The organism is Burkholderia cepacia ATCC 25416 (genome assembly GCF_001411495.1).
In the GTDB taxonomy this organism is placed as follows: Bacteria; Pseudomonadota; Gammaproteobacteria; order Burkholderiales; family Burkholderiaceae; genus Burkholderia; species Burkholderia cepacia.
Map to the genome: position 1 here is coordinate 1,424,244 of NZ_CP012982.1, position 23,130 is coordinate 1,447,373.

25 protein-coding genes are annotated in these 23,130 nt (G+C 68.5%); 8 read left to right on the forward strand and 17 right to left on the reverse strand.

The annotated features are described in order from the left end of the window. Nucleotides 1-70 precede the first annotated feature (70 nt). The 6 genes from APZ15_RS23710 to APZ15_RS23735 form a co-directional block, all read right to left on the reverse strand. Nucleotides 71-694 (reverse strand): glutathione S-transferase family protein, encoded by a 624-nt coding sequence (locus APZ15_RS23710; protein ID WP_027790394.1) that lies wholly within the window; start codon nt 692-694, stop codon nt 71-73. A gap of 72 nt (nt 695-766) precedes the next feature. Further along, nucleotides 767-2,266 (reverse strand): TIGR01777 family oxidoreductase, encoded by a 1,500-nt coding sequence (locus APZ15_RS23715; protein WP_027790393.1) that lies wholly within the window; start codon nt 2,264-2,266, stop codon nt 767-769. Beyond that, nucleotides 2,263-3,138: a thiol-disulfide oxidoreductase DCC family protein gene (locus APZ15_RS23720; RefSeq protein WP_027790392.1), complete on the reverse strand. Its 876-nt coding sequence runs from the start codon at nt 3,136-3,138 to the stop codon at nt 2,263-2,265. Before APZ15_RS23720 ends, APZ15_RS23715 begins: the two co-directional genes overlap by 4 nt. Before the next feature lie 96 nt (nt 3,139-3,234). After that, nucleotides 3,235-3,705 (reverse strand): DUF2269 family protein, encoded by a 471-nt coding sequence (locus APZ15_RS23725; RefSeq protein WP_021159932.1) that lies wholly within the window; start codon nt 3,703-3,705, stop codon nt 3,235-3,237. After that, nucleotides 3,702-5,021, reverse strand: coding sequence for an SDR family oxidoreductase (locus tag APZ15_RS23730; protein ID WP_027790391.1), 1,320 nt, complete (start codon nt 5,019-5,021; stop codon nt 3,702-3,704). Before APZ15_RS23730 ends, APZ15_RS23725 begins: the two co-directional genes overlap by 4 nt. Nucleotides 5,022-5,109: 88 nt before the next feature. Beyond that, nucleotides 5,110-5,643: a GbsR/MarR family transcriptional regulator gene (locus APZ15_RS23735; RefSeq protein WP_006480371.1), complete on the reverse strand. Its 534-nt coding sequence runs from the start codon at nt 5,641-5,643 to the stop codon at nt 5,110-5,112. A gap of 161 nt (nt 5,644-5,804) precedes the next feature. Between APZ15_RS23735 and fabV the strand changes: the two genes are divergently transcribed. Then, on the forward strand, nt 5,805-7,007 hold the full coding sequence (fabV, locus tag APZ15_RS23740; protein WP_021159934.1) for an enoyl-ACP reductase FabV: 1,203 nt from the start codon (nt 5,805-5,807) through the stop codon (nt 7,005-7,007). A 63-nt stretch (nt 7,008-7,070) separates the two neighbouring features. Here fabV and APZ15_RS23745 read toward each other — a convergent pair whose 3' ends face one another. Continuing rightward, complete coding sequence (locus tag APZ15_RS23745; RefSeq protein ID WP_027790390.1) at nt 7,071-7,775, reverse strand: SDR family oxidoreductase; 705 nt, start codon at nt 7,773-7,775, stop codon at nt 7,071-7,073. A 346-nt stretch (nt 7,776-8,121) separates the two neighbouring features. On the opposite strand from APZ15_RS23745, the gene APZ15_RS23750 reads away from it, so the two are divergent. Next, the gene (locus APZ15_RS23750) at nt 8,122-8,706 is read left to right on the forward strand and encodes a TetR/AcrR family transcriptional regulator (protein ID WP_027790389.1); all 585 of its coding nucleotides are present in this window, start codon (nt 8,122-8,124) and stop codon (nt 8,704-8,706) included. Nucleotides 8,707-8,752: 46 nt separating this feature from the next. On the opposite strand, the gene APZ15_RS23755 is transcribed toward APZ15_RS23750, so the two are convergent. The 3 genes from APZ15_RS23755 to APZ15_RS23765 form a co-directional block, all read right to left on the reverse strand. Further along, nucleotides 8,753-9,331, reverse strand: a complete 579-nt coding sequence (locus tag APZ15_RS23755; RefSeq protein ID WP_027790388.1) for a membrane protein — start codon at nt 9,329-9,331, stop codon at nt 8,753-8,755. Nucleotides 9,332-9,604: 273 nt separating this feature from the next. After that, on the reverse strand, nt 9,605-10,390 hold the full coding sequence (locus tag APZ15_RS23760) for a YhfC family intramembrane metalloprotease (RefSeq protein ID WP_027790387.1): 786 nt from the start codon (nt 10,388-10,390) through the stop codon (nt 9,605-9,607). 11 nt (nt 10,391-10,401) lie between these two features. Next, complete coding sequence (locus APZ15_RS23765) at nt 10,402-10,932, reverse strand: GNAT family N-acetyltransferase (RefSeq protein WP_027790386.1); 531 nt, start codon at nt 10,930-10,932, stop codon at nt 10,402-10,404. A 203-nt stretch (nt 10,933-11,135) separates the two neighbouring features. On the opposite strand from APZ15_RS23765, the gene APZ15_RS23770 reads away from it, so the two are divergent. The 3 genes from APZ15_RS23770 (at nt 11,136) to APZ15_RS23780 (ending at nt 12,554) form a co-directional block, all read left to right on the forward strand. Further along, on the forward strand, nt 11,136-11,501 hold the full coding sequence (locus tag APZ15_RS23770; RefSeq protein ID WP_027790385.1) for an ArsR/SmtB family transcription factor: 366 nt from the start codon (nt 11,136-11,138) through the stop codon (nt 11,499-11,501). After that, a complete protein-coding gene (locus tag APZ15_RS23775) occupies nt 11,473-11,958 on the forward strand; it encodes an SRPBCC family protein (protein WP_027790384.1) in 486 nt (161 codons plus the stop codon). Before APZ15_RS23770 ends, APZ15_RS23775 begins: the two co-directional genes overlap by 29 nt. 119 nt (nt 11,959-12,077) lie before the next feature. Further along, on the forward strand, nt 12,078-12,554 hold the full coding sequence (locus tag APZ15_RS23780) for an SRPBCC family protein (RefSeq protein WP_027790383.1): 477 nt from the start codon (nt 12,078-12,080) through the stop codon (nt 12,552-12,554). Between the two features lie 31 nt (nt 12,555-12,585). Here APZ15_RS23780 and APZ15_RS23785 read toward each other — a convergent pair whose 3' ends face one another. From APZ15_RS23785 to APZ15_RS23800, 4 genes are all read right to left on the reverse strand, one after another. Further along, nucleotides 12,586-13,719 carry an amidohydrolase family protein gene (locus APZ15_RS23785; RefSeq protein ID WP_027790382.1) on the reverse strand — a complete coding sequence of 378 codons (1,134 nt, stop codon included), beginning with the start codon at nt 13,717-13,719 and terminating at the stop codon, nt 12,586-12,588. Between the two features lies 1 nt (nt 13,720). Then, a complete protein-coding gene (locus APZ15_RS23790; RefSeq protein WP_027790381.1) occupies nt 13,721-15,028 on the reverse strand; it encodes an MFS transporter in 1,308 nt (435 codons plus the stop codon). Between the two features lie 83 nt (nt 15,029-15,111). Beyond that, nucleotides 15,112-16,392: a CaiB/BaiF CoA transferase family protein gene (locus APZ15_RS23795; protein ID WP_027790380.1), complete on the reverse strand. Its 1,281-nt coding sequence runs from the start codon at nt 16,390-16,392 to the stop codon at nt 15,112-15,114. Continuing rightward, on the reverse strand, nt 16,389-17,375 hold the full coding sequence (locus APZ15_RS23800; protein WP_027790379.1) for a hydroxymethylglutaryl-CoA lyase: 987 nt from the start codon (nt 17,373-17,375) through the stop codon (nt 16,389-16,391). The genes APZ15_RS23795 and APZ15_RS23800 overlap by 4 nt, the downstream gene beginning before the upstream one ends. 172 nt (nt 17,376-17,547) lie before the next feature. Between APZ15_RS23800 and APZ15_RS23805 the strand changes: the two genes are divergently transcribed. The 3 genes from APZ15_RS23805 (at nt 17,548) to APZ15_RS23815 (ending at nt 20,328) form a co-directional block, all read left to right on the forward strand. Then, nucleotides 17,548-18,369, forward strand: coding sequence for an IclR family transcriptional regulator (locus APZ15_RS23805; RefSeq protein WP_027790378.1), 822 nt, complete (start codon nt 17,548-17,550; stop codon nt 18,367-18,369). A 152-nt stretch (nt 18,370-18,521) separates the two neighbouring features. Beyond that, complete coding sequence (locus APZ15_RS23810; protein WP_027790377.1) at nt 18,522-19,160, forward strand: 2-hydroxychromene-2-carboxylate isomerase; 639 nt, start codon at nt 18,522-18,524, stop codon at nt 19,158-19,160. Nucleotides 19,161-19,635: 475 nt separating this feature from the next. Then, nucleotides 19,636-20,328, forward strand: a complete 693-nt coding sequence (locus APZ15_RS23815; protein ID WP_027790376.1) for a phosphatase PAP2 family protein — start codon at nt 19,636-19,638, stop codon at nt 20,326-20,328. Nucleotides 20,329-20,427: 99 nt separating this feature from the next. Here the strand turns inward: APZ15_RS23815 and APZ15_RS23820 are convergent, their stop codons facing one another. The 3 genes from APZ15_RS23820 to APZ15_RS23830 form a co-directional block, all read right to left on the reverse strand. Continuing rightward, nucleotides 20,428-21,087 (reverse strand): glutathione S-transferase family protein, encoded by a 660-nt coding sequence (locus APZ15_RS23820; RefSeq protein WP_027790375.1) that lies wholly within the window; start codon nt 21,085-21,087, stop codon nt 20,428-20,430. A gap of 125 nt (nt 21,088-21,212) precedes the next feature. Next, nucleotides 21,213-22,283 (reverse strand): rhodanese-like domain-containing protein, encoded by a 1,071-nt coding sequence (locus APZ15_RS23825; RefSeq protein WP_027790374.1) that lies wholly within the window; start codon nt 22,281-22,283, stop codon nt 21,213-21,215. A gap of 124 nt (nt 22,284-22,407) precedes the next feature. After that, nucleotides 22,408-23,061: a peroxiredoxin gene (locus tag APZ15_RS23830; protein ID WP_027790373.1), complete on the reverse strand. Its 654-nt coding sequence runs from the start codon at nt 23,059-23,061 to the stop codon at nt 22,408-22,410. Nucleotides 23,062-23,130 lie beyond the last annotated feature (69 nt).

Consider the following 23,130-nt stretch of genomic DNA (forward strand, 5'->3'; position numbering starts at 1 on the left):
TGGATCGATGAATCAGGCGTGAAGCGGCAGCGATGGCAACACGGCCGCCTCACACACTGCCGCCCCGGCCTTACGGATTCGCGCTGCCCGCGTATTGCTTGAAGCCTTCGCGCGTCGCGAGACGTTCGATATAGCGTGACACCGCCGGCAATTCCGGATGCTCGAACGGCGTGCCGAACCAGCGGTTCACCGACAGGCCGATCGGAATGTCCGCGAGCGTGAACGTGTTGCCGGCCACGTACGCGCCCGTCTTTTCGAGCTGCGCGTTCAGCACCTGCATGTGCTTCGTCCAGCCTGCGATCGACTGCGCGATGCCGGCCGGATCCTGGTGATCGGGCGATTTCCGCACGAGGCCGAGGAACGCGCCGACCCACGAGCGGTTCAGGTCCGCGCCCTGCCAGTCGATCCATTGGTCGACCCGCGCACGCGCCTGCGGCTCGGCCGGATACAGCGCGTCGCCGCCGTAACGGTTCGCGAGGTAGCGGATGATCGTGTTCGATTCCCAGAGCACGAAATCGTCGTCCTTGATGACGGGCACGAGCGCGTTCGGGTTCAGCGCGAGATAGGCCGGATCGTTGGTCGTGCGAAAGCCCGCGCCCCAGTCTTCCTGTTCGAACGGCAGGTTCAGTTCGGTGCACAGCCACAGCACCTTGCGGACGTTGATGGACGGAATCTTGCCGAGGATGTGCAGCATGCAGTCTCCTTGTGAGGTCGGATGCGGAGCGTTCGGGGCGCACGGCGCGCCACGAACGCATTCACGCCGAATTTATACACGACGGCGCGGCAAACGACATGCCGTACGCGGAAAATCCGCGTGCGGCCGGTTCGTCAGGTCGCGCAGCGCGTGCTCGGCCGTCGGGAACCGGAACATGAATCCGTCCTGATGCAGCCGCGCCGGCATCACCCGCTGCCCGTCCAGCAGCAGCGCGGCCATCTCGCCCATCGCGACGCGCAGCGGCGCGGCCGGCACGTGCAGAAACGCGGGGCGACGCAACACCTTCGACACGACCTGCACGAACTCGCGCTGGGTCAACGGCGCGGGTGCGACCGCGTTGTAGACGCCGTGCATGCCCGGGTTCGACATCGCGCGTGCAATGATCCGCAGCACGTCGTCCCGGTGTATCCAGCTCATCACCTGCGTGCCGTCGCCGAATCGCCCGCCCATCCCGAAGTAGTGCGGCATCAGCATCGGGCGCAACGCACCGCCGGGGCCGAACACGAGGCCCAGCCGCAGCACCACCGAGCGCACGCCATGACGCTCGAGCGCCTGCGCGGACTGCTCCCACTGCCGGCACAGCCCGGACATGAAGCCGGTGCCGGCGCTGCTGCGCTCGTCGAGCCGCTCGTCGGAAGGCCGCACGCCGTAGTAGCCGATCGCCGACGCCTGGATCCACGTGCGGGGCTTGACCTCGGCGGTCTCGACCCAGCGCATCAGCGATTCCGTGACGCCGACGCGGCTGGCGAGCAGCACCGCCTGCCGGCGCTTGCTCCAGCGCGCGCCCAGCACCGGCGCCCCCGCGAGGTTGATGACCGTGTCGAAACGCTCGTGCGGCTGCAGTTGACCGGCGGACGTCACGCTGCGCACACGGCCCTGAAACTGGTAGGCCGCGCGCAGCGGGTCGCGCGCCAGCAACGTGACCGTATGGCCCGCATCGAGCAGATGGTTCACGAGGGTTTCGCCGATGAAGCCGGTTCCGCCTGTGACGAGCACGTTCCCCGGCGGCTGCCCCGCGAACGGATTGGCGGCCGGCGCGCGTTGCGCGATCCGGCAGGCCGCGATTCCGTCGCGGATGCCCGATACCGCCACGCCGACGGCAAACACGCTCAGCAACCCGCCGCGCCAGCCGAGGTCGAGTACCTGAAGCGCGGTCGGCTCGTGCGCCCAGACGGCCAGCTGCATCGCGATCATCCCGAACAGCGCGCCGCCGTTGACGGCCAGCAGCGTGTGCAGCACGCGCTCGGTCGCCGGCAGCTTGCGGCTCTGGTCCTCGACGACGAAATCCCACAACGTCAGCACCACCTCGACGACCACCACCGCCGCGAGGGCCGCGACCCACGCGCCGTGAAAAGCGACGTTCGCGATCGACGCGAACACGAGACCGTAGAGCACGGAGCGCACCGCGTGAATCCCCAGCTCGAGCCGCGCACGCGGGCTGTGCGGCAGATCCTGCGTGAGCTCGTGGTGATAGAGCGTATCGAATGCGCCCATCGCGCCCTGCACGATCAGCAGGTTGAGCGCCCAGTCGTAAGCAGGCAAGGTGTTCATGGGGTATCCCTCCTCCACAGCCACACAAGTGGCGGCACCATCGCAACGAGTGCCGCCGCGTCGATCGCCACGTGGCCCGATACTCGGGCCTGCAATGAAAACAGCATGTCCTGCGGCGCCCAGATCGCCAGGCCGGCCAGCAGCCATCCCCACACTTCCCGCCGGCGCAGCCGGTTGCCGAGGTGGACGAGCGCCAGCATCCAGACCGACGCGCATTGCACCGTCGCGCCGATCAGCGACATCCACCAGACCTGCTGCGCGCGTGCCGGGCCGGGCGCCGTGCCCGCCCAGAAATGCAGCTCGATGACGCGGTGATACGCGTCGAGCCACGGCGTGCCGGCCACCCACGGAACGGCGATGCCGACGAGCAGATGGGCGAGCGCCGCGCCATACATCCAGGTCACCACGATGCGGCGCATGTCATCGCGTGCGGGACGATCGGCCGCGGGTTCGGCGGGTTCGGCGGCACGGTCGCTACCGCACGCCGGCCCGTCGCACGCCGCTTCGGCGCGATAGCCGAGCGAGCGCGAAACGGCGTGCCGGTTGCGCGCGAAGCGGCGATACAGCGGTGCCAGCACACCGCGCACGACCGGCACGCGAAGCAGCCGGACGAGCCAGCCGCGCCCGGTCAGCGCATGGGCGGCGAGGATGCCGTCCACACCGGTCAGCATGCGTCCGTCCGGCAGACGCGCATGAAGCTCGCGATTCAGCGCGGGCAGGCCGACGCCCAGCGGCGCCGGGTCGAAGCCCGGCCCGGCGATATCGACGAAAGCCAGCCGCTGCTGCGCGTCGCGGGCACCGAGACGCCGTATCTGCGCGACACATAACGGACATCGTCCGTCGAAGTACAGCACCAGTTCACTTGATTCCATGATTCGCATTCCTTCTTGTCTTTGCGTGCATCGTGAATCGATCGACTGCTTTCCCGCACGCCGTACCGCCGCTCCCGTGCGGCGGCGGCCACGCGCTTACATCGGCTTGAGCACCATCAGGAAGTAGACGGACAGCATCGCGAAGAACGCCGGGTAGCCGAGCAGTTCCCAGCGCTTCGCATAGCGCCAGTAGCGCTCCGGCAATGCGGCGTCGCCGTTCGCATGGGCGAGCTTCGCCATCGATGCAAGTTCGAGCTGCAGCCACACGACCGGCAGCCAGCACGCCCCGGCGATCGCATACAGCACGATCGATGCGAGCAGCCACGGCGTATGCCACGGCCAGCCGGCGGTGTGCGCGAGCCAGAGCCCGGATGCCGGCTGGAAGATCACGGCCGGCGTCGTGAACCACCAGTCCGCGCGCACCACGAGGCGCGACACGGCCGCGATCGCGGGCACCGACTGCGTGCGGTTCGCGAAAAAGAGGTAGAACGCGGTGCCGAAGCCGGTGCCGACCAGCAGCACCGAGGACAGGATGTGAAGCGCCTTGATGACGAGATAGGTATTCATGCTTGTTCTTCTTCTGAAAAAAGGATCAACAGGATCGCGAGAATCGGCACGTTCTTGAGCACGGGGCCGAACGGCTCGGCGAGCAGCGCCGGCATCGTGACCGCGATGACGGCCGAGTACGCGACGATCAGCGCCGCTTGCGCCGCCCACAGGCGCCGTGAAGGCGCTGCGACGGTCGCGATGCCGAACGCGAAGTCCAGCGCGCTGGCCGCGTACAGCGCGATCAGCGCGGGCAGCCCCGTGAGGTGCGCAGGCGCGAGCAGCGCGAGGCTCGCGGGCAGCGGATGGATGAACGCGCTGGCGATGGCCGTCCAGATCCACACGATCGCGAGCGCGCCGCGCAGCAACGGCCGACGCCACATCGCCAGCGCATCGCGACGCAGCGCGGCGGCTTCCGTGCCGATGAAGCCGTCGATCCCGCGCGGCGGCCGGCCGAGCATGGTCGTGACGGCGGCCGGATCGCCGGTGTTCCCGCCACGCAGCATCGTCCACGTGTCGCGCGTGAACATCGCGCCCGGCAGCGTGCCGAGCAACGCGGCCGCCGCGCCGGCCAGCGGGCCCGGCAGCGTCACGCGGGCGGCCGGCGCAAATCCCAGCGCGGCACGGTAGCGGGCCAGCATCTCGCGGTATTCGACTTCGTCGTTGCCGACCACGTCGATCACCGCACGGCCGGCCGCCGTCGCATCGCCCGGCTGTACGACGAGCCGCGCGACGACTTCGGCGAGATCGTCGACGTGCACGGGGCGCAGCCGCTGACGGCCGCCCGCCGGCAGCACCTGCACGGGCAGGCTCGCGAGCATCCGGAAAAACCGCGCGGACGCGCCGTCCGTGCCGTAGACGAGCGCGGGCCGCACGATCCGGAAGTCGATCGGCAGCGTCTGCAGGAAGCGGTCGGCGGCCAGCTTGCTGGCGAAGTAGCGCGTGCCGCCGCGCTCGACGCCGAGCGCCGAGATCTGGATCACGCGCCGCACGCCGGCGCGGCAGCACGCGGTAAAGAGTGCGCACGGCGCGGCACGGTGCACGGCGTCGAGCGTCGCGCCGCGCCGATCGGCGAGGATGCCGACCGCATTGATCACCACGTCGACGCCCTTCAGCCGCGCGAGCCACGCGTCGGGATCGATGTCGGCGGCGAAGTCGATCGCGACGTCGCACGGGCCGGTCGCATGCCGCACGCCGCGCAGCACGCGATGGCCGCCGGCTTCGAGCTGCGCGCACAGTGCCCGCCCGATGAAGCCGTTCGCGCCGCACACGAGGACCGTCATGCGGCGCGCCCCGGTGCGGCCCTGCGGGCAGGTCGACGGCAAGACAGCGTTCATTTTCATCCTCTAATTACAGTTATTTCTGTACAGACAGAAATAAAAGCTCCAAAAAAAGCGGGCTGCCTGCCCGCACTGCGCGTAACGCTTACTTCGACGGCTTGCGCCTGACCGTCTGGCTGATCTTCGCGCCGATGCCGAGCGCCTTCATCAGCGTATCGGGCTTGAGCCGCAGCATCTCGTCCGACCAGGTCGTGAGCGTCTCGACGAACTGCAGCGTGTCGCGGATGCGCTGCTCGGTCTCGCGGCTCTCGTTCGCGATCTCCGGATTCGTCAGGCAATCGCGCAGCACCGTGAGCGTCGGCTCGATCTCGCGCTGCCGCCGCCCTTCGACGATCAGCTTGAACAGTTCCCAGATGTCGGTCGACGTCTCGAAGTGGTCGCGGCGGTCGCCCAGCACATGCACGACCTTCGCGAGCCGCCATGCCTGCAGCTCCTTCAGGCTCGTGCTGACGTTGGAGCGCGCGACGTTGAGCGTCTCGGCGATCTCGTCGGCCGCGACCGGCCGGCCGGCCAGATACAACAGCGCGTGGATCTGCGAGACGGTGCGGTTGACGCCCCACCGCGAGCCCATTTCGCCCCAGTGGAGAATGAATCGTTCGGCAATCGGTGTGAGTTCCATGGCGTGAAATTTAGGCATTTCAGTTATTTCTGTCAAGAGAGAAATAACCGGACGATCCGCCAGGTTCCGGCCGCGCCCGCCCGCGATCGGCCGCTTCCATTACAATGCGCGGGATTTTTCCGATTTCAGGCCGTTTCTGCCTTTCTGACTAGAGGGTTTCCATGATCATCAAACCGCGCGTGCGTGGCTTCATCTGCGTGACGACTCATCCGGTCGGCTGTGAAGCCAACGTCAAGGAACAGATCGACTACGTGACTTCGCACGGCCCGATCGCCAACGGCCCGAAAAAGGTGCTCGTGATCGGCGCGTCGACCGGCTACGGCCTCGCCGCCCGGATCTCGGCCGCATTCGGCTCGGGCGCGGACACGCTCGGCGTGTTCTTCGAGCGCGCCGGCAGCGAAACGAAGCCGGGCACGGCCGGCTGGTACAACAGCGCCGCGTTCGAGAAATTTGCCGCCGAAAAAGGGGTCTATGCGCGCAGCATCAACGGCGACGCATTCTCCGACAAGGTCAAGCAGGTCACGATCGACACCATCAAGCAGGATCTCGGCAAGGTCGATCTCGTTGTCTACAGCCTCGCGGCGCCGCGCCGCACGCATCCGAAGACGGGCGAAACCATCAGCTCGACGCTCAAGCCGATCGGCAAGACGGTCACGTTCCGCGGCCTCGACACCGACAAGGAAGTGATCCGCGACGTCACGCTGGAACCGGCGACGCAGGAAGAGATCGACGGCACCGTCGCCGTGATGGGCGGCGAGGACTGGCAGATGTGGATCGACGCGCTCGATGAAGCCGGCGTGCTGGCCGACGGCGCGAAGACGACCGCGTTCACGTATCTCGGCGAGCAGATCACGCACGACATCTACTGGAACGGCTCGATCGGCGAAGCGAAGAAGGATCTCGACAAGAAGGTGCTGTCGATCCGCGACAAGCTGGCCGCGCACGGCGGCGATGCGCGCGTGTCGGTGCTGAAAGCCGTCGTCACGCAGGCGAGCTCGGCGATCCCGATGATGCCGCTGTACCTGTCGCTGCTGTTCAAGACGATGAAGGAAACCGGCACGCACGAAGGCTGCATCGAGCAGGTGTACGGGCTCTTCAAGGACAGCCTGTACGGTGCGACGCCGCACGTCGACGAAGAAGGCCGCCTGCGCGCGGATTACAAGGAGCTCGATCCGCAGGTGCAGGCGAAGGTCGTCGCGCAGTGGAACCACGTGACGAACGACAACCTGTACGAGCTGACCGACTTCGCCGGCTACAAGACCGAATTCCTGCGCCTGTTCGGCTTCGAGATTGCCGGCGTCGACTACGACGCGGACGTGAACCCGGACGTGAAGATCCCGGGCATCATCGACACCACGGCCTGACGGCCCGGCCCGCCGCCCGTACCGCATACGCGGCGCGGGGGCGGGTTCGAGGTTCCGGCGGCGTCAACGCGGCGCCGGTTCTTCCAGATAGACGCCCGACGACAGCGTGGCCTTCACCTGCCGCGTGAACTCGTCGGTCGACACTTCTTCCTCCCCTGCTTCGATCGCTTCGTACGCCTGGCGCACGACGTCGGCCGGCGTCGCCTTCGGCACGTCGAGACCGGCCGTCAGATCGGTATCGATGAAGCCGGCATGCAGCCCGACGACCTGCGTGCGCTGCTCGCGCAGCGAATGGCGCAGCCCGTTGGTCAGCGCCCACGCGGCCGATTTCGACACGCCGTAGCCCGACAGGATCGGCCGGTTCACCCAGCTCGCGACGGACAGGATGTTCAGGATCGCGCCGCCGCCATGGCCGGCGAGGATGCCCGCGAACGCGCGCGACATCGCCAGCATCCCGAACACGTTGGTTTCGAAATGGTCGCGCAATGCGTCGGTCGCACCGTCGTCCGTCAGGCTGCCGAGTCGCGCGATGCCTGCGTTGTTGATCAGCAGCGTGACGTCGCGCGCCGCGTCGGCGGCCGCCGCGACGGCCGCCGGATCGGTCACGTCGAGTTTCACCGGCACGACGCCCGGCAGCGTCACCGTGGCCGGATCGCGCGCCGCCGCATAGACCTTGCGCGCCCCTCTCGCAAGCGCCTGCTTCGCGAACTCGAGCCCGAGCCCGCGACTCGCACCCGTGACGAACACCACTGCACCTTCGATCTTCATGACGCTTCCTTTCGCATGATGAATCGCATGCGCGCCGGCTCGCCGCGCGCGTGAGATCCGGTGAAAAACCAGGCTGCCATTGCGTTCCGAACCGGTACGCCGCCGGCAGACGGCGAGCCGCCCGTTGGCCGATACACGTGCCCCGGCGGCGCCCAAGACGCCGATCGATTGCCATCGGCCGTTCCGGCAGCGGCTTTGCACCCTCCGCCAAGTCGGCTACACTCGATGTCAATGTCGATCACCATTGTCTTTGCCGTGCATTGTGTTCACGCAATCCGTTCATGTCAATGGTGGTCGCCATTGTGATTTTCAATCGACGCGATCGGCAAAAATCAGGGAGGGATCGATGGGCGTTTCAAGACAGCAGGCTGCCGAGAACCGGAGCGCGATCGTTGCAGCCGCCGAGCGGCTGTTCCGCGTGCGCGGCGTCGACGCGGTAGGACTCACGGAGCTGATGAAGGAAGCCGGCTTCACGCAGGGCGGCTTCTACAACCACTTCAAGTCGAAAGACGCGCTGGTTGCCGAGGTGATGGAAAAGGCCATGCAGGACCGCGCGGATTCGCCGAACGCCGGCAGTCTCGACGCGCAGGTGGCGTCGTATCTGTCGGCCGCGCATCGCGACAACGTCGAGGCCGGGTGCCCGCTGTCCGGTTTCGCGGGCGATGCGCCGCGACTGACCGATGCGGCGCGTGCGTGCTACGCGCACGGCCTCGCCACGTATCTCGACCGGCTGGAACGGATGGTGGCCGTCGAAGGCGGGACGCCGGCGCAGACGCGTCGCGACGCGATCGCCGTCTTCAGCCAGATGGTCGGCGCGCTCGTGCTGTCGCGCGCGATCGCCGGCACCGAGCCCGCGCTGGCCGACGAAATCCTCGCGGCAGGGCGGGACGCGCTCACCGCCGGGCGCGACGATCCGGTCCCGCCGGCATGACGGGCAGACGGCCGGGCAAGACGGCGCGCGCGGCGCCCTTGCCGCGCTATTCGACCGCCCGCGCGGCCTCCCACAACGGCTGCCCGCCCAGCGCCGCATGCCATGCGCCGAAACGCGTGCGCCACGCTTCGAACGGCTCCGCCAGCGGATGGCGCGGATCGTCGCTGAGCGAATACGCCATCCCTTCGATCAGCCAGCGCGGCTTGGTCACGACGGCCAGGTTGCCGAGCACTTCCGCCTGGCGGTGATGGATCAGCTCGTGCGCGAGAAAGTAGGTCTGCCAGCCGCGCGGTGCGACAACCACGCCGAAATTCCCGAGCGTCAGCGCCGCGCGCTGGCCGAGGCCGAATGCATCGGCGCACGCGCGGGTCGAACAGAACACGACGCGCGGCGCCTCCCGGAACGCACCGACGGCTGCCGCCGCGCGTGCATAACCGTCGCGATAGAGCTGCCGTGCGTCGCCGAGCCTCGCGGCATCGTCCGTGCAGATATCGGCGCTCGGGCACGACACGCCGGGGACCAGCGCAGGCGCGACGACGCGCAGCGGCTTGACCAGCGCATACGCGGCAATCGGCAGCGCGACGAGCAGGCCCGTGAGGGCGTAGACGATATGGGAGCGTTTCATCGAGGCGGGGGTTCCGGGGCGTGCTGCTGAAATCTTCCTGCGTGACTATATCGGACTGGCGACGTCTCCGGCCCTGCCTGATTCCCGGACGGAGCGCGGTCGCCCCGGGCCCTGCGCTCGCCGCGACCGGGGAGACATTCCGGCGCTTGCCGTTGAGACCTGCCGTTTCGTCGAACCGGGGACCTTTTACCCGCTGATGCCGCCTGGATAATCAGATGCGCCGGCCATCCGGCGGCCGAACCCGCTGCAAACGGCGGACACGCTCCCTGCCCGTCACGCGACGTGCCCCGTGCTCGCGCCTCCGGCACCCGCCGCCCGGCGGCTCCAGCGAATGCCCAGCAACAGGAGCACGGCACTGCACGCGAACAGGGTCGCCTCGACCAGCACCGTATCGACATGCCAGTACCGCGTCAGCAGCACGACAACGAGGTCGAACACGAAATGAAGCGTAATCGCATACACCAGCCAGCGCTTCGTTCCGCGCACGAACGTCTGCAGCACGATCAGCGACAGCCCCACATGCGCGGCCAGCGCGCTCGTGCGCTCGAGCAACGCGAGAACGGGCGACGCGAGCGTCATGCCCCCGAACTGCGACCCGACCAGCGACTGCACGCCCTCAGGCACCACGACACCCGCGTGCGCGAGCAGATAAGCCGTGCCGAGCGCGAGAAACCCGACGCCGACCAGCAGCATCGCCTCCAGTCCGCCGTGCCCGAGCCCGAGCATCACGGCCGTCGGCGCATCATGCCGCTTCGGCAGCAGATACCGGAAGGCGACCCAGCGCCCGCATTCCTCGAAGAGCCCGGCCGTCAATGCCGCGAACACGAGCATCGGCAGGTGCCAGCGCGGGTCGTGAGCAAGCCAGCGGTATAGCGGAATCTGCCACGACATGCGCAGCACCGGCTGGAACACGAAGAAGGTCAGCATCCCGTAGAAAAACACGCGAAGCGGCACCTGCGTGCGGCGTCGCCACGCGGCCGCGAGCCACGCAGGCGCGAGCAGCGCGACGAGACCGGCCGCGAGCGTAAGGAACAGGAGCGCGGGAGCGACGGGCTGCATCGCGCGCCCCGTTACGCGAGTTGCTTGTGGAAAACCGTCGTCGCGCAGGGCGTGCCGTCGGGCATCAACGCATAGTTCGGCACGACGCCGACGCGCTGCCAGCCGGCCCGCTCGTACAGCCGCTCGGCGTCGCCGCCCGTCACGGTATCGAGCACGAGCACGGTCTTGCCGGCGTCGCGCGCGGCCGCGTCGGCCGCCGCCATCAGCCGCCCGGCGATGCCCTGCCGGCGCGCGTGCCGCGACACGAGCATCTTCGCGATATCCGCGCGATGCGGCTGGTTCTCCGGCTGCGCGGTCACGACCTGCACGGTGCCGACGATCCGGCCGGCCGCGTCCTCGGCAACGAGCAGGATGCGCTCGCCGTTCGCGACGCCGTGGGCGACGTGGGTCCAGAACGCGACGGCGGTCGGCCGCCCGATCGGCAACATGAAGCTGACGGACGCGCCGCCCTCGACGCAATCGATCAGCACGTCGGCCAGCGCATCGACGCAGGTCATCGCTTCGCCCGCGTCGATGCGGCGGACGGTAACGGATTCGGTCATGCCATCCCCGTAATCAGGTGGGCCGCCCGCACGGGTTCGGCGGGCGGCCGGATCGGAAAGAACACCGGCCGATCGTCGCGGCTCGCGCAACGGCAGCAGGCGTGCGGCGATACCGCGCCCGGTCGGCGCGTGTTACCGCCCCATCATCCTACGCGACGAAAATTCCCGTTGCATCGCCGTTCGCATTGCCTACACTTAGCCACATGGCTAACTTTCAACCCGGCATCAGCGACGTCTTCCACGCCCTCTCCGATCCGACGCGCTGCGCGATCGTCGGCGCGCTCGGCCAGGGCGAGCGGACCGTCTCCGCACTGGCCGAGCCGTTCGACATGGCGCTGCCGTCGTTCATGAAGCACGTGGCCGTGCTCGAGCGCAGCGGCCTCGTGCAGACCCGGAAATCCGGCCGCTCGCGCACCTGCACACTGGTCGGCAGCCGGCTCGCCGAGGCCGAGGCATGGCTCGCCGCGCAACGCGCGCTGTGGGAAGCACGATCCGATCGTCTCGTCGAATTCGTCGAACGCCGTCACCAGGAGGAGCACGATGTCAGCCAGCCCCGTCGACCCCGCTGAAGCCCACGATCTCGTCATCACGCGCACGTTGCACGCGCCGCGCCACGCGCTGTGGCGTGCGTGGACCGACCCCGAACTGCTGAAGGAATGGTGGTGCCCGAAACCGTGGACCACCGAAGTGCGCGCATTCGACCTGCGTCCGGGCGGCGCTTTCCACACGTTCATGCGCGGCCCCGACGGCGGCACGAGCGACAACCCCGGCTGCTTCCTCGAAATCGTGCCCGAATCGCGCATCGTGTTCACGTCGATGCTCGCGGGCGGCTGGCGGCCGCAAGTGCCGTGGATGGGGTTCACGGCAGTCGTCACGATGGCCGACGACGATGCGGGCAGCCGCTACGAGGCGCGCGTGATGCATCCGGACGCCGCCACGCGCGAGCGCCATGAAGCGCTCGGCTTCTTCGAGGGCTGGAACACCTGCATCACGCAGCTCGACGCCTTCGCGGCCGCGCTGCGCTGAGCGCGGCCGGGTGCGCGATCATTGCATGCCGCCTCGCGCGCGCCTAGGATTCCTGAAGGAAGCGCGACGACACGCCGGCCGCCGACGTGCACCGTCGCGCGCGCTCCGCGGGAGGCGACATGTTGCACACGCACACGCATTCGACCCGGGTCAGCCGGCACCTGAACGCCCCGCGCGGGCGCGTCTACCGCGCGCTGCTCGATCCGCACGCCGTCGAACAATGGAAGGTGCCCGACGGCATGACGTGCCGCGTGCATGCGTACGACGCGCGCGAAGGCGGCGCGCTGCGCGTGTCGCTGAGCTATGACGCACCGTCGGCCGGCACCGGCAAGACCACCGCGCGCACCGATACCTATCACGGCCGCTTCGTCACGCTCGTGCCGGACGAGCAGATCGTCGAGATCGACGTGTTCGAAACCGACGATCCGATGCTGCGCGGCGCCATGACGATCACGATCACGCTGTCCGACGAAGCGGGCGGCACGCGCGTGGACGCCGTGCACGACGGGGTGCCGCCCGGCGTGCCGGTCGCCGACAACGAAACCGGCTGGCAAATGGCGCTGGCGAGGCTGGCCGCGCTGGTGGAGGCGGAGTGAGCAAGCGCCGGGCCTGTCGTCGCGACGCGCGTCAGCCGAGCCGGTAAGCCCGCGTGACCGTGCCGCGGAACAGCGCATCGCGCTCGTCCGGGCTTGCCTGCGCCGTCAGGCGCTTGAACGCATTCCAGCCGTTCACGAACGAATACGAGCCCTTGTCGACCGGAAAATTGCTCTCGAACATGCAGCGCTCGGGGCCGAACGCGTCGATGCAGGTCATCATCCACGGCTTCCACGCGTCGGCGAGTTGCACGGAAGACGGCGGCCGCGCACCTTTCTCGAAATCGAAACCGTTGATGCGCATCCCGAGCCCGCCGACCTTCACGTACACGTTCGGCAGCTGCGCGAGCGCGCGCATCGACGCCGACCAGCGCTCGAACACCTCCGGCCGCTTGTCGGCATAACTCGCGATCCGTACGACGCCGCCGCAGTGATTGACGATGATGCGCGTATCGGGATTCGCCTTCGCGAGCTCGAACAGTTCAGGTAGCTGGGGAAAGAACAGCCACGCGTCGTACGACAGCCCGAGCGGCGCGAGCTGCGCGACGCCCGCCCGGTACGCGGAATCGAGCAGCATGCCGCGCGGCACCGCCGATAGCGGATTGGCGAGCGTCGGATCGGCATCCCAGGTCGTCAGGTGACGAACGCCGCGAAACCGCCCGCGCCCGGCTTCGAGATGTGCTTCGAGCACCTCGCGCACGCGCTCGCCGAGACGCAGGTCCGCATGGCCGACGATGCCTTTCGCGACAGCCGGACGGCCGTGCTGCTGCAACGGCTCGGTCACGCCGGCAACGTAGGCCGTCTCGCCCGCCGGCTTCAGTTCGACCGGGCCCGCATCGCGATAGCGCGTCTGCGCCTGCATGTAGACGGACGCCTGGAGGTTGTGGCCCGAGCGCGCATCCTGCAGATAGTCGTCGAGCATGTAGATCCAGCCCGGCCGCTCATAGAAATGATGATGCGCGTCGACGATCGGCAGGTCGGGCTCGAGCACGGGTTCGAGCGCCGACGCAAGCCAGTCGGGGCGGACCGCCAGATAGTTGCTTTGCGTCGTCATGCGGGAAACTCCCTCCTGGGTCGCCGCGCGCGTCTCGGCGAACGCGGGCAGCGCGAGCGATGCGGCGGCCGCGCCGAGCAGCCGGCGCCGCTTGATCGAAAGCGTCGTGTCCATGTCATTCGCTCCGGTCGAACGCATACAGCGACAGCGTCAGCAGCGTCGTGATCGCGAGCACGATCGCGAGGCCGAGCATGCCGGCGGTAAAGGTGCCGAAGCCGTCCTTCAGGTAGCCGACGAGATAAGGGCCCGCGAAGCCGCCGAGCGCGCCGATCGAGTTGATCAGCGCGAGCCCGCCGGCCGCCGCCTGGCCGGACAGGAAGCGCGAGGGCAGCGTGTAGAAGATCGTGCGGCCGGCGATCGTGCCGACCAGCGCCAGCGTGATGCCGGCGAGTGCGGGGCCGAGCGTCAGGAAGTGCGTCGAGACGCCGAGCGCCACCGCGCCGATGAACAGCCCGATCGCCAGGTTCGCGACCGGGCCGCCGCGACGGTCCACGCGCTTCGCCCACCACAGCAGCGCGACGGTCGCGAAGAAGTACGGCACCGCGGACAGCCAGCCCGTCTGCATCGTCGACATGCCGTGCGCCTTGAGCATCTGCGGCAGCCAGATGCCGATCCCGTAAGAACCCATCGTGAAACCGAACGAGATCAGCGCGAGCACGTACACGCGCACGTCGCGCAGCGCGACGCCGAAGCGCTTCTTGCGGCCGGCGGCCGCGCCTTCGCGCTCGAACGCGCGCTGCAGCGCGACACGCTCGTCGCTCGACAGCCACGCGGCATCCGCGGGCGAATCGGACAGCAGCTTCAGCACGAGAAAACCGAGCGCGCACGCCGGCAGCCCTTCGACGATGAACATCCATTTCCAGCCGGCCAGCCCGAGCGCGCCGTCGAGCTGCAGCAGCCACGTCGACAGCGGCCCGCCGATCAGCGACGACAGCGGCGTCGACACGGTGAACCACGCCAGCACCCGCGTGCGGTAGCTCGCCGGAAACCACACGGCGAGGAAGAAGATCACGCCCGGAAAGAACCCGGCTTCCCCGATACCGAGCAGCAACCGGATCGCATAGAAACTCGTCGGCCCGGTCGCAAGCGCGGTCGCGGCCGCCATCACGCCCCACGTGATCATGATGCGGGCGAGCCAGCGGCGCGCGCCGAAACGGTACAGCGCGAGATTGCTCGGCACCTCGAACACGCAGTAGCCGGCGAACATGATCCCCGCGCCCCAGCCGAACTGCGTCGCCGTCAGCCCGAGATCGCGGTTCATCGTGAGCGCCGCGAACCCGACGCTCGTGCGGTCCAGGTAATTGAAAAAATACGCGAGCGCGAGCAGCGGGATGAAGCGCCATGCGGCCTTGCGCACGGCCCGCTGCTCGATCGATGCATCGGTCTCGCGATCGGCGGCCAGCGCCGGGAATGCGGATGTCATGGTTGTCTCCGTGGATAGGGCGATCCTCGCCCGCGCGTGGCGCGGTCGGGACGCCTTTGTTCGATCAGGGGATCGCGGCCGCGCTACGCGCTCGCCAGTTCGTTCGGCGACGGCGCGCCGCCCGCCGCCGCGCCGTCCGCGTCGTGCCGCCCGGCCACGACGCCGGCTTCGATCAGCGCGCGCGCCTCGTCCGGCGTGTAGCCGAGTTCGCCAAGCAGCGCGCGCGTGTCCTGCCCGAGCGCCGGCGGCGCCGAGCGCAGCCGCAGGCGCTCGCCCGCGAGCGTGAGCGGCAGCAGCGCGGTGCGCGTGTCGACCGGCCGCCCGGCGCCGCTCGCATCGGCCGGCAAAGTCACGTCCGCGAGGCCGCCCGTCGCCAGCAGGTGCGGATCGTCGAACAGGTCTTGCGGCTTGGTGATCGGTGCATACGGCAGGCCGATCGACTCGAAGATCGCGCCGATCTCCGCGGCCGAATGCGGCGCGAGCCGCGCGCGCAGTTCGGGCAGCAGCCACTCGCGCGCCTGCACGCGCAGGTTGTTGGTCGCGAGGCGCGCATCGTCCTTCAGCGCAGCCAGCCCGAACGCATCGCAGAACAACGCCCACTGCGTATCCGACACGACCGCGAGAAAGATCTGCTCGCCGTCCTTCACGGAGAACACGTCGTAGACGGCCCACGCGGAAATCCGGCTCGGCATCGGCGATGCGGCCTGCCCCGTCACCGCGAACTGCATCATGTGCTGCGCCACGAGGAACACGTTGTTTTCGAACAGCGAACTCTGCACCTGCTGGCCGCGGCCGGTGCGCTCGCGCTGCGCGAGCGCGGCCATCGCGCCGATCGCGCCGAACATGCCGCCCATGATGTCGTTCACGCTCGCGCCCGCGCGCAGCGGCCGCCCCTCCGGGCCGGTCATGTATGCGAGGCCGCCCATCATCTGCACCACCTCGTCGAGCGCGGTGCGATGCTCGTACGGCCCCGGCAGGAAACCCTTGTGCGACACGTACACGATGCGCGGATTCAGCGAGTGCAGCGCCGGATAACCGAGGCCGAGCCGGTCCATCGTGCCGCTCTTGAAGTTCTCGCTGAACACGTCCGCCGTCGCGACGAGCCGCAGCACGATCTCGAGCCCGCGCGGATCCTTCACGTCGACCGCGAGGCTTTTCTTGTTGCGGTTGAACATCCCGAAGAATCCCGCGCCCGAACCGCGCAGCGCGCGCGTGCTGTCGCCGGCGATCGGTTCGATCTTGATGACTTCCGCGCCGAGATCCGCGAGCAGCATCCCGCAGGTCGGGCCCATCACCATGTGCGTCATCTCGATCACGCGGACGCCGGCGTACGGCAGCATCGAAGCGGGTTGGCGGCCGTTCATTGCGCGACTCCCGCCAGGCATCCTTCCGGTTGCGGCGCGGCTGGAGAACGGCCGTCCGCGTAACGGAAGCCCTTCGGCAAACCGGCGTCCGGCACATGGCCGTACAACGCCTCGGCTGGCAGCGCCGCGTGCAGGATCGCGCGCGCGGCGAGCAGGGCGTCGACGTCGATACCCGTGTCGAATCCCGCCGATTCGAGCAGGAACACGAGATCCTCGGTGACGATGTTGCCGGTCGCACCCGGCGCATACGGGCAACCGCCGAGGCCGCCCTGGCTCGCATCGATCGTCGTCACGCCCGCGTCGAGCGCCGCGACGACGTTGGCGAGCCCCTGCCCGCGCGTATTGTGGAAATGCGCGCCGCCCGCCTTGTCGCCGACTTCCCGGCGCAGCCGGGCAAACAGCCGGCGCACCTGCGCCGGGTTCGCATAGCCGCTCGTGTCGGACAGCCCGATCTCGTCGACCCCGCATTCGGCCATCGCCACCGCCATCGCGATCGTCTCGTCGTCGCTGACGGCGCCCGCGATCGTGCAGCCGAACGCGACCGACACGCCCGCCTCGATCTGCACCGACGGGAACCGCGCATCGCGCAGCGCGACGATCGCGCGCACCTCGTCGATCATCTGCGCGGGCGTCTTGCGGATATTCGCCAGCGAATGCGCCTCCGTCACCGATACCGGCAGCGTGAGCTTGTGCACGCCTGCTTCGAATGCGCCCTCGGCGCCGCGCAGGTTCGGCGCGAGCGCGGCGACATGCAGCCCGGGAATCGCCAGCGCATGCGCGACGACCTCACGCACGTCGGCCATCTGCGGCAACAGCCTCGCCGGCACGAACGACCCGACCTCGATCTCGCGCAAGCCGGCCGCGGCCAGCGCCGTGATCCAGCGCAGCTTGCCGGCCGTCGGCATCACGGCCCGGATGCTCTGCAGGCCGTCGCGCGGCCCGACCTCGCTGACCAGCACCTTCGGATATTCGGAAACGCTCATTTGATACTCCATCGTTCTATCTGAAAGAACATCGTTCTGTATGACAGAACTCTAAGCGTGCGTCGAACGCGCTGTAAGCGGGGTATACCCGTGAAATTGCGATTTTCTGGAACTTGAGTTCTGTCAGACAGAACGATATAGTCGACCGATCATCCTCTGAAGGAAGCAGGCAGTGCCTACGACTCACACCGATCACGCCGGCAACGAGCCCGATTCGCCGGCCGAAGAAGCGTCCAGCGGCGTCGCCGTCCTCGATCGCGCGTTCGCGATCCTCCGCGCCTTCGGGCAGACCGACGACCGGCTGTCGCTCGCGGAGCTGTCGCGCCGCACCGGGCTGTACAAGAGCACGATCCTGCGCCTGCTCGCCGCGCTCGAGCATGGTGGCTTCATGCGCAAGCTCGACGACGGCCAGTACGCGATCGGGCACGAGCCGCTGCGGCTCGCCGCGCTGTACCAGCGTTCGTTCCGGGTCGGCCCGGTGGTCGAGCCGCTGCTCGAAACGCTCAGCCGCGAACTCGGCGAAACGGCATCGTTCTACGTGCGACAGGGCGACATGCGCTCGGTGCTGTACCGGGTCGAGCCCGCCCGCGCGGTGCGCGTGTCGATTCGTGTCGGCGAGGAATTTCCGGTTCGCCAGGGCGCGTCCGGGAAGGTGCTGCTGGCGTTCACCGACACGCAGGATGCGCAATGGCACGACGTGCGCGAACGACTCTGGGCCGCGTCGTACGGCGAGCGCGACCCCGAGACGGCTTCGGCGTCCGTACCCGTGTTCGGTGCGGCCGGCGAGTGTGTCGGCGCGCTGACCGTGTCGGGCCCGAAATCGCGGCTCGCCGCCGCACCGGCCATGGCGGCAGCGCTCGCGATGCTGCTGCCGCTCGCGCAGAAGGCGACCGTGGCGCTCGGCGGCGCAGGCGCGCGCTACGATGCGGCGGCCGTACGTGACAGCCTCGCGCAGTTCGCGCCGGCAGCAGGCCACGGCGACACGGCGTCATGACCGGCGGCGCGCGCCCCGCCACGCAACAGCGCTACAGCAACAACGCAAAGGGCAGCCGCGTGCGACACTGGCCGCCGATGCATGCATCGCGCGCCGCCTGCGGGCGTGCCGCGCATGCCACCGCCAACCGGACACCCATGAGGGCAGCCACCATGAACGCCGCGCGCACCGCCATCTGGTATTTCGATTTCGTGTCGCCATTCGCCTACCTGCAGCAGGAACAGTTCGACCGGTTGCCGGCCGCCGCCGCGTTCGAGCCGCGGCCCATCGTGCTCGGCGCACTACTCTCACACTGGGGCCAGAAAGCGCCGGCCGAGATCGCGGCGAAACGCGTCTTCACCTATCGCCACGCGCAATATCGCGCGGACAAGCTCGGCATTACGTTCCGGATGCCGCCCGCGCACCCGTTCAATCCGATCAGGCCGCTGCGTCTCGCGATCGCGATGGGCAGTTCGCCCGACGCGATCCGCCGGATCTTCCGGCATATCTGGCGCGACGGCCAGGACGTGTCGACGCCGGAAGGCTTCGCCGCACTGTGCGAAGCCGTCGGCTTCCCGGAAGGCGTGACGGCCGTCGAAGCCCAGCCGGTCAAGGACGCGCTGCGCGCGAACACCGACGATGCGATCGCGCACGGCGTATTCGGCGTGCCGACCTTCGAACTCGACGGCGACCTGTTCTGGGGCGAGGATGCGACCGACATGTTCGCCGACTGCGCGACGTCGCGCGCGTGGCTCGATTCGCCCGAAGTGCGCCGCATCAGCGCACTGCCCGAAGGCATCCGGCGCGGCTGACGGCGCCGCGGCCGTCCGGCGCTCACGGCACGAATCCGGCGCCGCCGAATTTCCGCACCGCACGCACGTGGCGGGCAGGCCCACAGGGCTTGCCCGCCTTTTCTTTTATTTTCGATCGGCGCACGCATGACGCCGCGCCGCCCGGCAGATTCGCGCGCATCCGGCGCGAGAACCGCTCATCCGGTGCAAGATCCAGACCGGCCCGCGCGACTGTCCAGTTCTACCGATTATTTTTCCGATGGCCGCGCGCATCGACGCGGAAATATCGGACGATTCCGTTCCCCCCGCCACACGGCGCTCGCCCATCCGGCCCCACCGCACAGCCCCGTTTCATCAGGGGATTCCCGGTATTTTTTCGCATTTTCTTCGAAATAACGGGTGACATACTTGCCCCCCGTTGCGCTCCGGTGCGAGCGCGCTTCCAGATCCGGCCGGCCGTGCGCGATGCATCGGGCGTCCGCCGGGATCGCACGACATGAACAATTTCGATACCACGATCCAGACCTTCCTCACCCACATCACGTTCGGACCGCTGATGAATCACGCGATCCGCGTGATCGCGGGCCTGTACACGTTCAAGGGCTTCGTGCTCATTCCCGTGCTGTGCTGGCTGTGGTTCCAGCCGGGCCCGAACCGCGAGCGGCAGCGCGAGCTGGTCGTCGCGACGATCGCGAGCGGGCTCGTCGCGCTCGCGTTCGGCCGGCTGCTCGCCCAGGTGCTGCCGTTCCGCGTGCGGCCGATCTACAACCCCGAACTGCACCTGCACTTCCCGTCGGCAGGCCTGCGCGCGGCCACGCTGCAGGCATGGAGTTCGTTTCCCAGCGATCACGCGATGCTGTGGATGGCGATCGCCACCGGCATCTTCATCATCGCGCGCCGCGTCGGCGTGCTCGCGCTGCTGTATGCGGTCGTGTTCATCTGCGTACCGCGCGCCTATCTCGGCTTCCACTACCCGACCGACCTGATCGCCGGCGCCGCGATCGGCATCGCGATCGCATGGCTGCTGACGCGCGACGCGATCCGCTCGCGTTTCGCGCCGCAGGTGCTGGCGACGATCCGGCGCTTCCCCGCGCCGGCCTATACGCTCGCGTTCCTGCTGTGCTTCGAACTGATCACGCAGTTCGACGAACTGCTGACGCTCGCGCAGTCGGCCACCCGCACGATGTAACGGGAGACGCCGCGATGCTGCCGCTGCTTTCGTTCCGTCGCCCCGGCACGCGCTGCCGGCCATGCGCGGCGTCGGCGCGCCGCGCGACGCCCGCGCCACTCAGTCGCGATCGGGCGCGCCCAGCGGAAAGAACGGGCGATACGGCCGCGCCTCGTCGACCGCGCGCGCAAACGACGGCCGCGCCAGCAGACGCTTGCGATACGCGATCACGTTCGCGAACGACGGATCGATCCGGTGCGTCCAGTCCGCATAGAACAGGAACGGCGCCGCGCCGCAGTCGGCGAGGCTGAAGCGGTCGCCGGCCGCCCATTCGCGATCGGCCATCTTCCTGTCCAGCCACGCATACGACGTGTCGAGCATCGCGCGCGCATCGGCGACACCGCGCGCATCGCGCTCGGCTTCCGGCCGCAGCGCGTCGAACACGACCTTCTGCTGCGGCGTCGACACGTAGTTGTCGAAGAAACGATCCATCGTGCGCACCTCGAGCGCCGCGTGCGGATCGTCGGGCAGCAGCCGCACGGGGCCCGGATGGTTCAGGCCGAGGTACTCGATGATGATGGACGCCTCGATCACGGTGCGGCCGGCATCGACCAGCACCGGAAAGCGCTTCAGCGGCCACAGCGCGGCCAGTTCCTGCATCGGCTTCGGATCGTCGTGCGCGAGCACGCGATACGAGAACGGCGTGCCGTTCTCGTACAGCGCGGTCAGCACCTTCTGGCAGTAGGACGAAAAGGGATGGGCGTAAAGCGTCGGTATCATCGTGCGGTCTCTCCGGGTTTCGGCGCCGCGTCGTGCGGCGCCACGTGATCGGATACCTTGACGACGAACGGCACCCGGCCGTTTCGACAGCGGTCCGGAATTTTTTTGTCGTGCGACTTGTGCCGTTACGACCGGCCGTCCATCACGACGCGCCCCTCGGCACGCCAGCGCAGCATCCCGCCGCCGAGATTGGCGACCGTGTCGAAGCCGGCTTTCAGCAGGATCACGGTCGCTTGCGCGGATCGCCCGCCGGCCCGGCACACGGTCACGACCGGCCGGTCGCGCGCGATCTCGCCGGCACGCGCGGCCAGTTCGCCGAGCGGAATCGGCATCGCGCCGGGCAGGTGACCGAGCGGGCCCGTGAATTCGTCCGGCTCGCGCACGTCGACCACCTGCACCGCCTGCAAATGATCCTCGAGCCATTGCGGATCGATTTCCCAGAACCCCGCGAACGTATAGACGAGCGGCGCCCAGTCGGGTGCCGCCTGCGCATCGGGCGCGTTCGCGGCGACGCCGCATTGCAGGTTCGCCGGCACCGCGACATCGATCTGGCGCGGGTGCGCGAGCCCGAGGTTGCGCATGTAGCCCGCGAAATCGTCTTCGCTCAGATCGCCGCCGAGGCGCGGATTGAAGCGCCGCTCCTCGCCGACGCTCGTCACCGTGAGCCCGCGATAGTCGTGCGCCGGATACAGCAGGCACGCGGCCGGTAGCGTGAAGAGCCGGCCGTGCACCGCGCGATACAGCGCGCGCGGGTCGCCCTGCTGGAAGTCGGTGCGGCCGGTGCCGCGGATCAGCAGGCAATCGCCGGTGAACGCCATCGATTCGTCGTCGAGCACGAGGCTGATGCAGCCGCTCGTGTGGCCGGGCGTCGCGCGCACGGTCAGGTAGCGCGCGCCGAACGCACAGCGGTCGCCGTCGTTCAGGTAACGATCGGCGCCCTGCGCGCCGCTCGCGGCCGAGATCGCGATCGTGCTGCCCGTGCGCTGCTTCAGCAGCCACGCGCCCGTCACGTGATCGGCATGCACGTGCGTGTCGACGGTCGCGACGAGCCGCAGCCCGAGCTCGTCGAGCAGCGCCGCGTCGCGGCGCACCTGCTCGAACACCGGATCGATCAGCAGCGCTTCGCGCGACGCGCGGTCGGCGAGCAGGTACGTATACGTCGACGATTGCGGGTCGAAGAGTTGCCGGAAGATCATCGCGAAGTCACTCCGTCGCTGGTTGATGCGCATTGTCCGGCCCGCGCCGCCGCTATCGCCGCGGCCGCCGCGCGGGCCGCCCCGTCGTGGTCCTGCACTGCCGGCATCCGGCCGGCACGGCGCGTCAGCCCGGCTGCGTCACGTAACGCAGGTACGGCTTCAGCGTCCGGAAGCCCTGCGGATACTTCTGCTTCGCCGCATCGTCCGACACCGACGTCGGAATGATGACATCGTCGCCGGGCCGCCAGTTGACCGGCGTCGCCACCGTATGCTGCGCGTTGAGCTGCAACGCGTCGAGCAGGCGCAGCACCTCGTCGAAATTGCGTCCCGCGCTCATCGGATAAACGAGCATCGCCTTGACCTTCTTGTCCGGCCCGATGACGAACACCGAGCGCACGGTCGCGTTGTCGACCGCCGTGCGCGGGCCGCCGCTCGCGTTCGGATGAATCATGTCGTACAGCTTCGCGACCTTCAGCTCGTCGTCGCCGATCAGCGGATAGTTGACCGCGTGACCCTGCGTCTCGGCGATATCCGCCACCCACTTCCGGTGATCGCTGACCGGATCGATCGACAGCCCGATGATCTTCGTGTTGCGCTTGTCGAATTCCGGCTTGAGCCCGGCCATGTAGCCGAGTTCGGTCGTGCATACCGGCGTGAAATCCTTCGGATGGGAAAACAGGATCGCCCAATGGTCGCCGATCCATTCATGAAAGCGGATCGTTCCCTCGGTGGTCTCCGCGGTGAAATCGGGCGCGTCCTCGCCTAGTCGAATCGACATGTTCGTCTCCGTCAAATGGGAATCGTCACGACGCCCGCGCCGCGGCTTGCGCGCGACGCGCGATCGTCC

What these genes read in the sequence shown, in the direction of transcription:
- APZ15_RS23710 (WP_027790394.1), bottom strand. Translation starts at nt 694, where the DNA reads ATGCTGCACATCCTCGGCAAGATTCCGTCCATCAACGTCCGCAAGGTG.
- APZ15_RS23715 (WP_027790393.1), bottom strand. Translation starts at nt 2,266, where the DNA reads ATGAACACCTTGCCTGCTTACGACTGGGCGCTCAACCTGCTGATCGTG.
- APZ15_RS23720 (WP_027790392.1), bottom strand. Translation starts at nt 3,138, where the DNA reads ATGGAATCAAGTGAACTGGTGCTGTACTTCGACGGACGATGTCCGTTA.
- APZ15_RS23725 (WP_021159932.1), bottom strand. Translation starts at nt 3,705, where the DNA reads ATGAATACCTATCTCGTCATCAAGGCGCTTCACATCCTGTCCTCGGTG.
- APZ15_RS23730 (WP_027790391.1), bottom strand. Translation starts at nt 5,021, where the DNA reads ATGAACGCTGTCTTGCCGTCGACCTGCCCGCAGGGCCGCACCGGGGCG.
- APZ15_RS23735 (WP_006480371.1), bottom strand. Translation starts at nt 5,643, where the DNA reads ATGGAACTCACACCGATTGCCGAACGATTCATTCTCCACTGGGGCGAA.
- fabV (WP_021159934.1), top strand. Translation starts at nt 5,805, where the DNA reads ATGATCATCAAACCGCGCGTGCGTGGCTTCATCTGCGTGACGACTCAT.
- APZ15_RS23745 (WP_027790390.1), bottom strand. Translation starts at nt 7,775, where the DNA reads ATGAAGATCGAAGGTGCAGTGGTGTTCGTCACGGGTGCGAGTCGCGGG.
- APZ15_RS23750 (WP_027790389.1), top strand. Translation starts at nt 8,122, where the DNA reads ATGGGCGTTTCAAGACAGCAGGCTGCCGAGAACCGGAGCGCGATCGTT.
- APZ15_RS23755 (WP_027790388.1), bottom strand. Translation starts at nt 9,331, where the DNA reads ATGAAACGCTCCCATATCGTCTACGCCCTCACGGGCCTGCTCGTCGCG.
- APZ15_RS23760 (WP_027790387.1), bottom strand. Translation starts at nt 10,390, where the DNA reads ATGCAGCCCGTCGCTCCCGCGCTCCTGTTCCTTACGCTCGCGGCCGGT.
- APZ15_RS23765 (WP_027790386.1), bottom strand. Translation starts at nt 10,932, where the DNA reads ATGACCGAATCCGTTACCGTCCGCCGCATCGACGCGGGCGAAGCGATG.
- APZ15_RS23770 (WP_027790385.1), top strand. Translation starts at nt 11,136, where the DNA reads ATGGCTAACTTTCAACCCGGCATCAGCGACGTCTTCCACGCCCTCTCC.
- APZ15_RS23775 (WP_027790384.1), top strand. Translation starts at nt 11,473, where the DNA reads ATGTCAGCCAGCCCCGTCGACCCCGCTGAAGCCCACGATCTCGTCATC.
- APZ15_RS23780 (WP_027790383.1), top strand. Translation starts at nt 12,078, where the DNA reads ATGTTGCACACGCACACGCATTCGACCCGGGTCAGCCGGCACCTGAAC.
- APZ15_RS23785 (WP_027790382.1), bottom strand. Translation starts at nt 13,719, where the DNA reads ATGGACACGACGCTTTCGATCAAGCGGCGCCGGCTGCTCGGCGCGGCC.
- APZ15_RS23790 (WP_027790381.1), bottom strand. Translation starts at nt 15,028, where the DNA reads ATGACATCCGCATTCCCGGCGCTGGCCGCCGATCGCGAGACCGATGCA.
- APZ15_RS23795 (WP_027790380.1), bottom strand. Translation starts at nt 16,392, where the DNA reads ATGAACGGCCGCCAACCCGCTTCGATGCTGCCGTACGCCGGCGTCCGC.
- APZ15_RS23800 (WP_027790379.1), bottom strand. Translation starts at nt 17,375, where the DNA reads ATGAGCGTTTCCGAATATCCGAAGGTGCTGGTCAGCGAGGTCGGGCCG.
- APZ15_RS23810 (WP_027790377.1), top strand. Translation starts at nt 18,522, where the DNA reads ATGAACGCCGCGCGCACCGCCATCTGGTATTTCGATTTCGTGTCGCCA.
- APZ15_RS23815 (WP_027790376.1), top strand. Translation starts at nt 19,636, where the DNA reads ATGAACAATTTCGATACCACGATCCAGACCTTCCTCACCCACATCACG.
- APZ15_RS23820 (WP_027790375.1), bottom strand. Translation starts at nt 21,087, where the DNA reads ATGATACCGACGCTTTACGCCCATCCCTTTTCGTCCTACTGCCAGAAG.
- APZ15_RS23825 (WP_027790374.1), bottom strand. Translation starts at nt 22,283, where the DNA reads ATGATCTTCCGGCAACTCTTCGACCCGCAATCGTCGACGTATACGTAC.
- APZ15_RS23830 (WP_027790373.1), bottom strand. Translation starts at nt 23,061, where the DNA reads ATGTCGATTCGACTAGGCGAGGACGCGCCCGATTTCACCGCGGAGACC.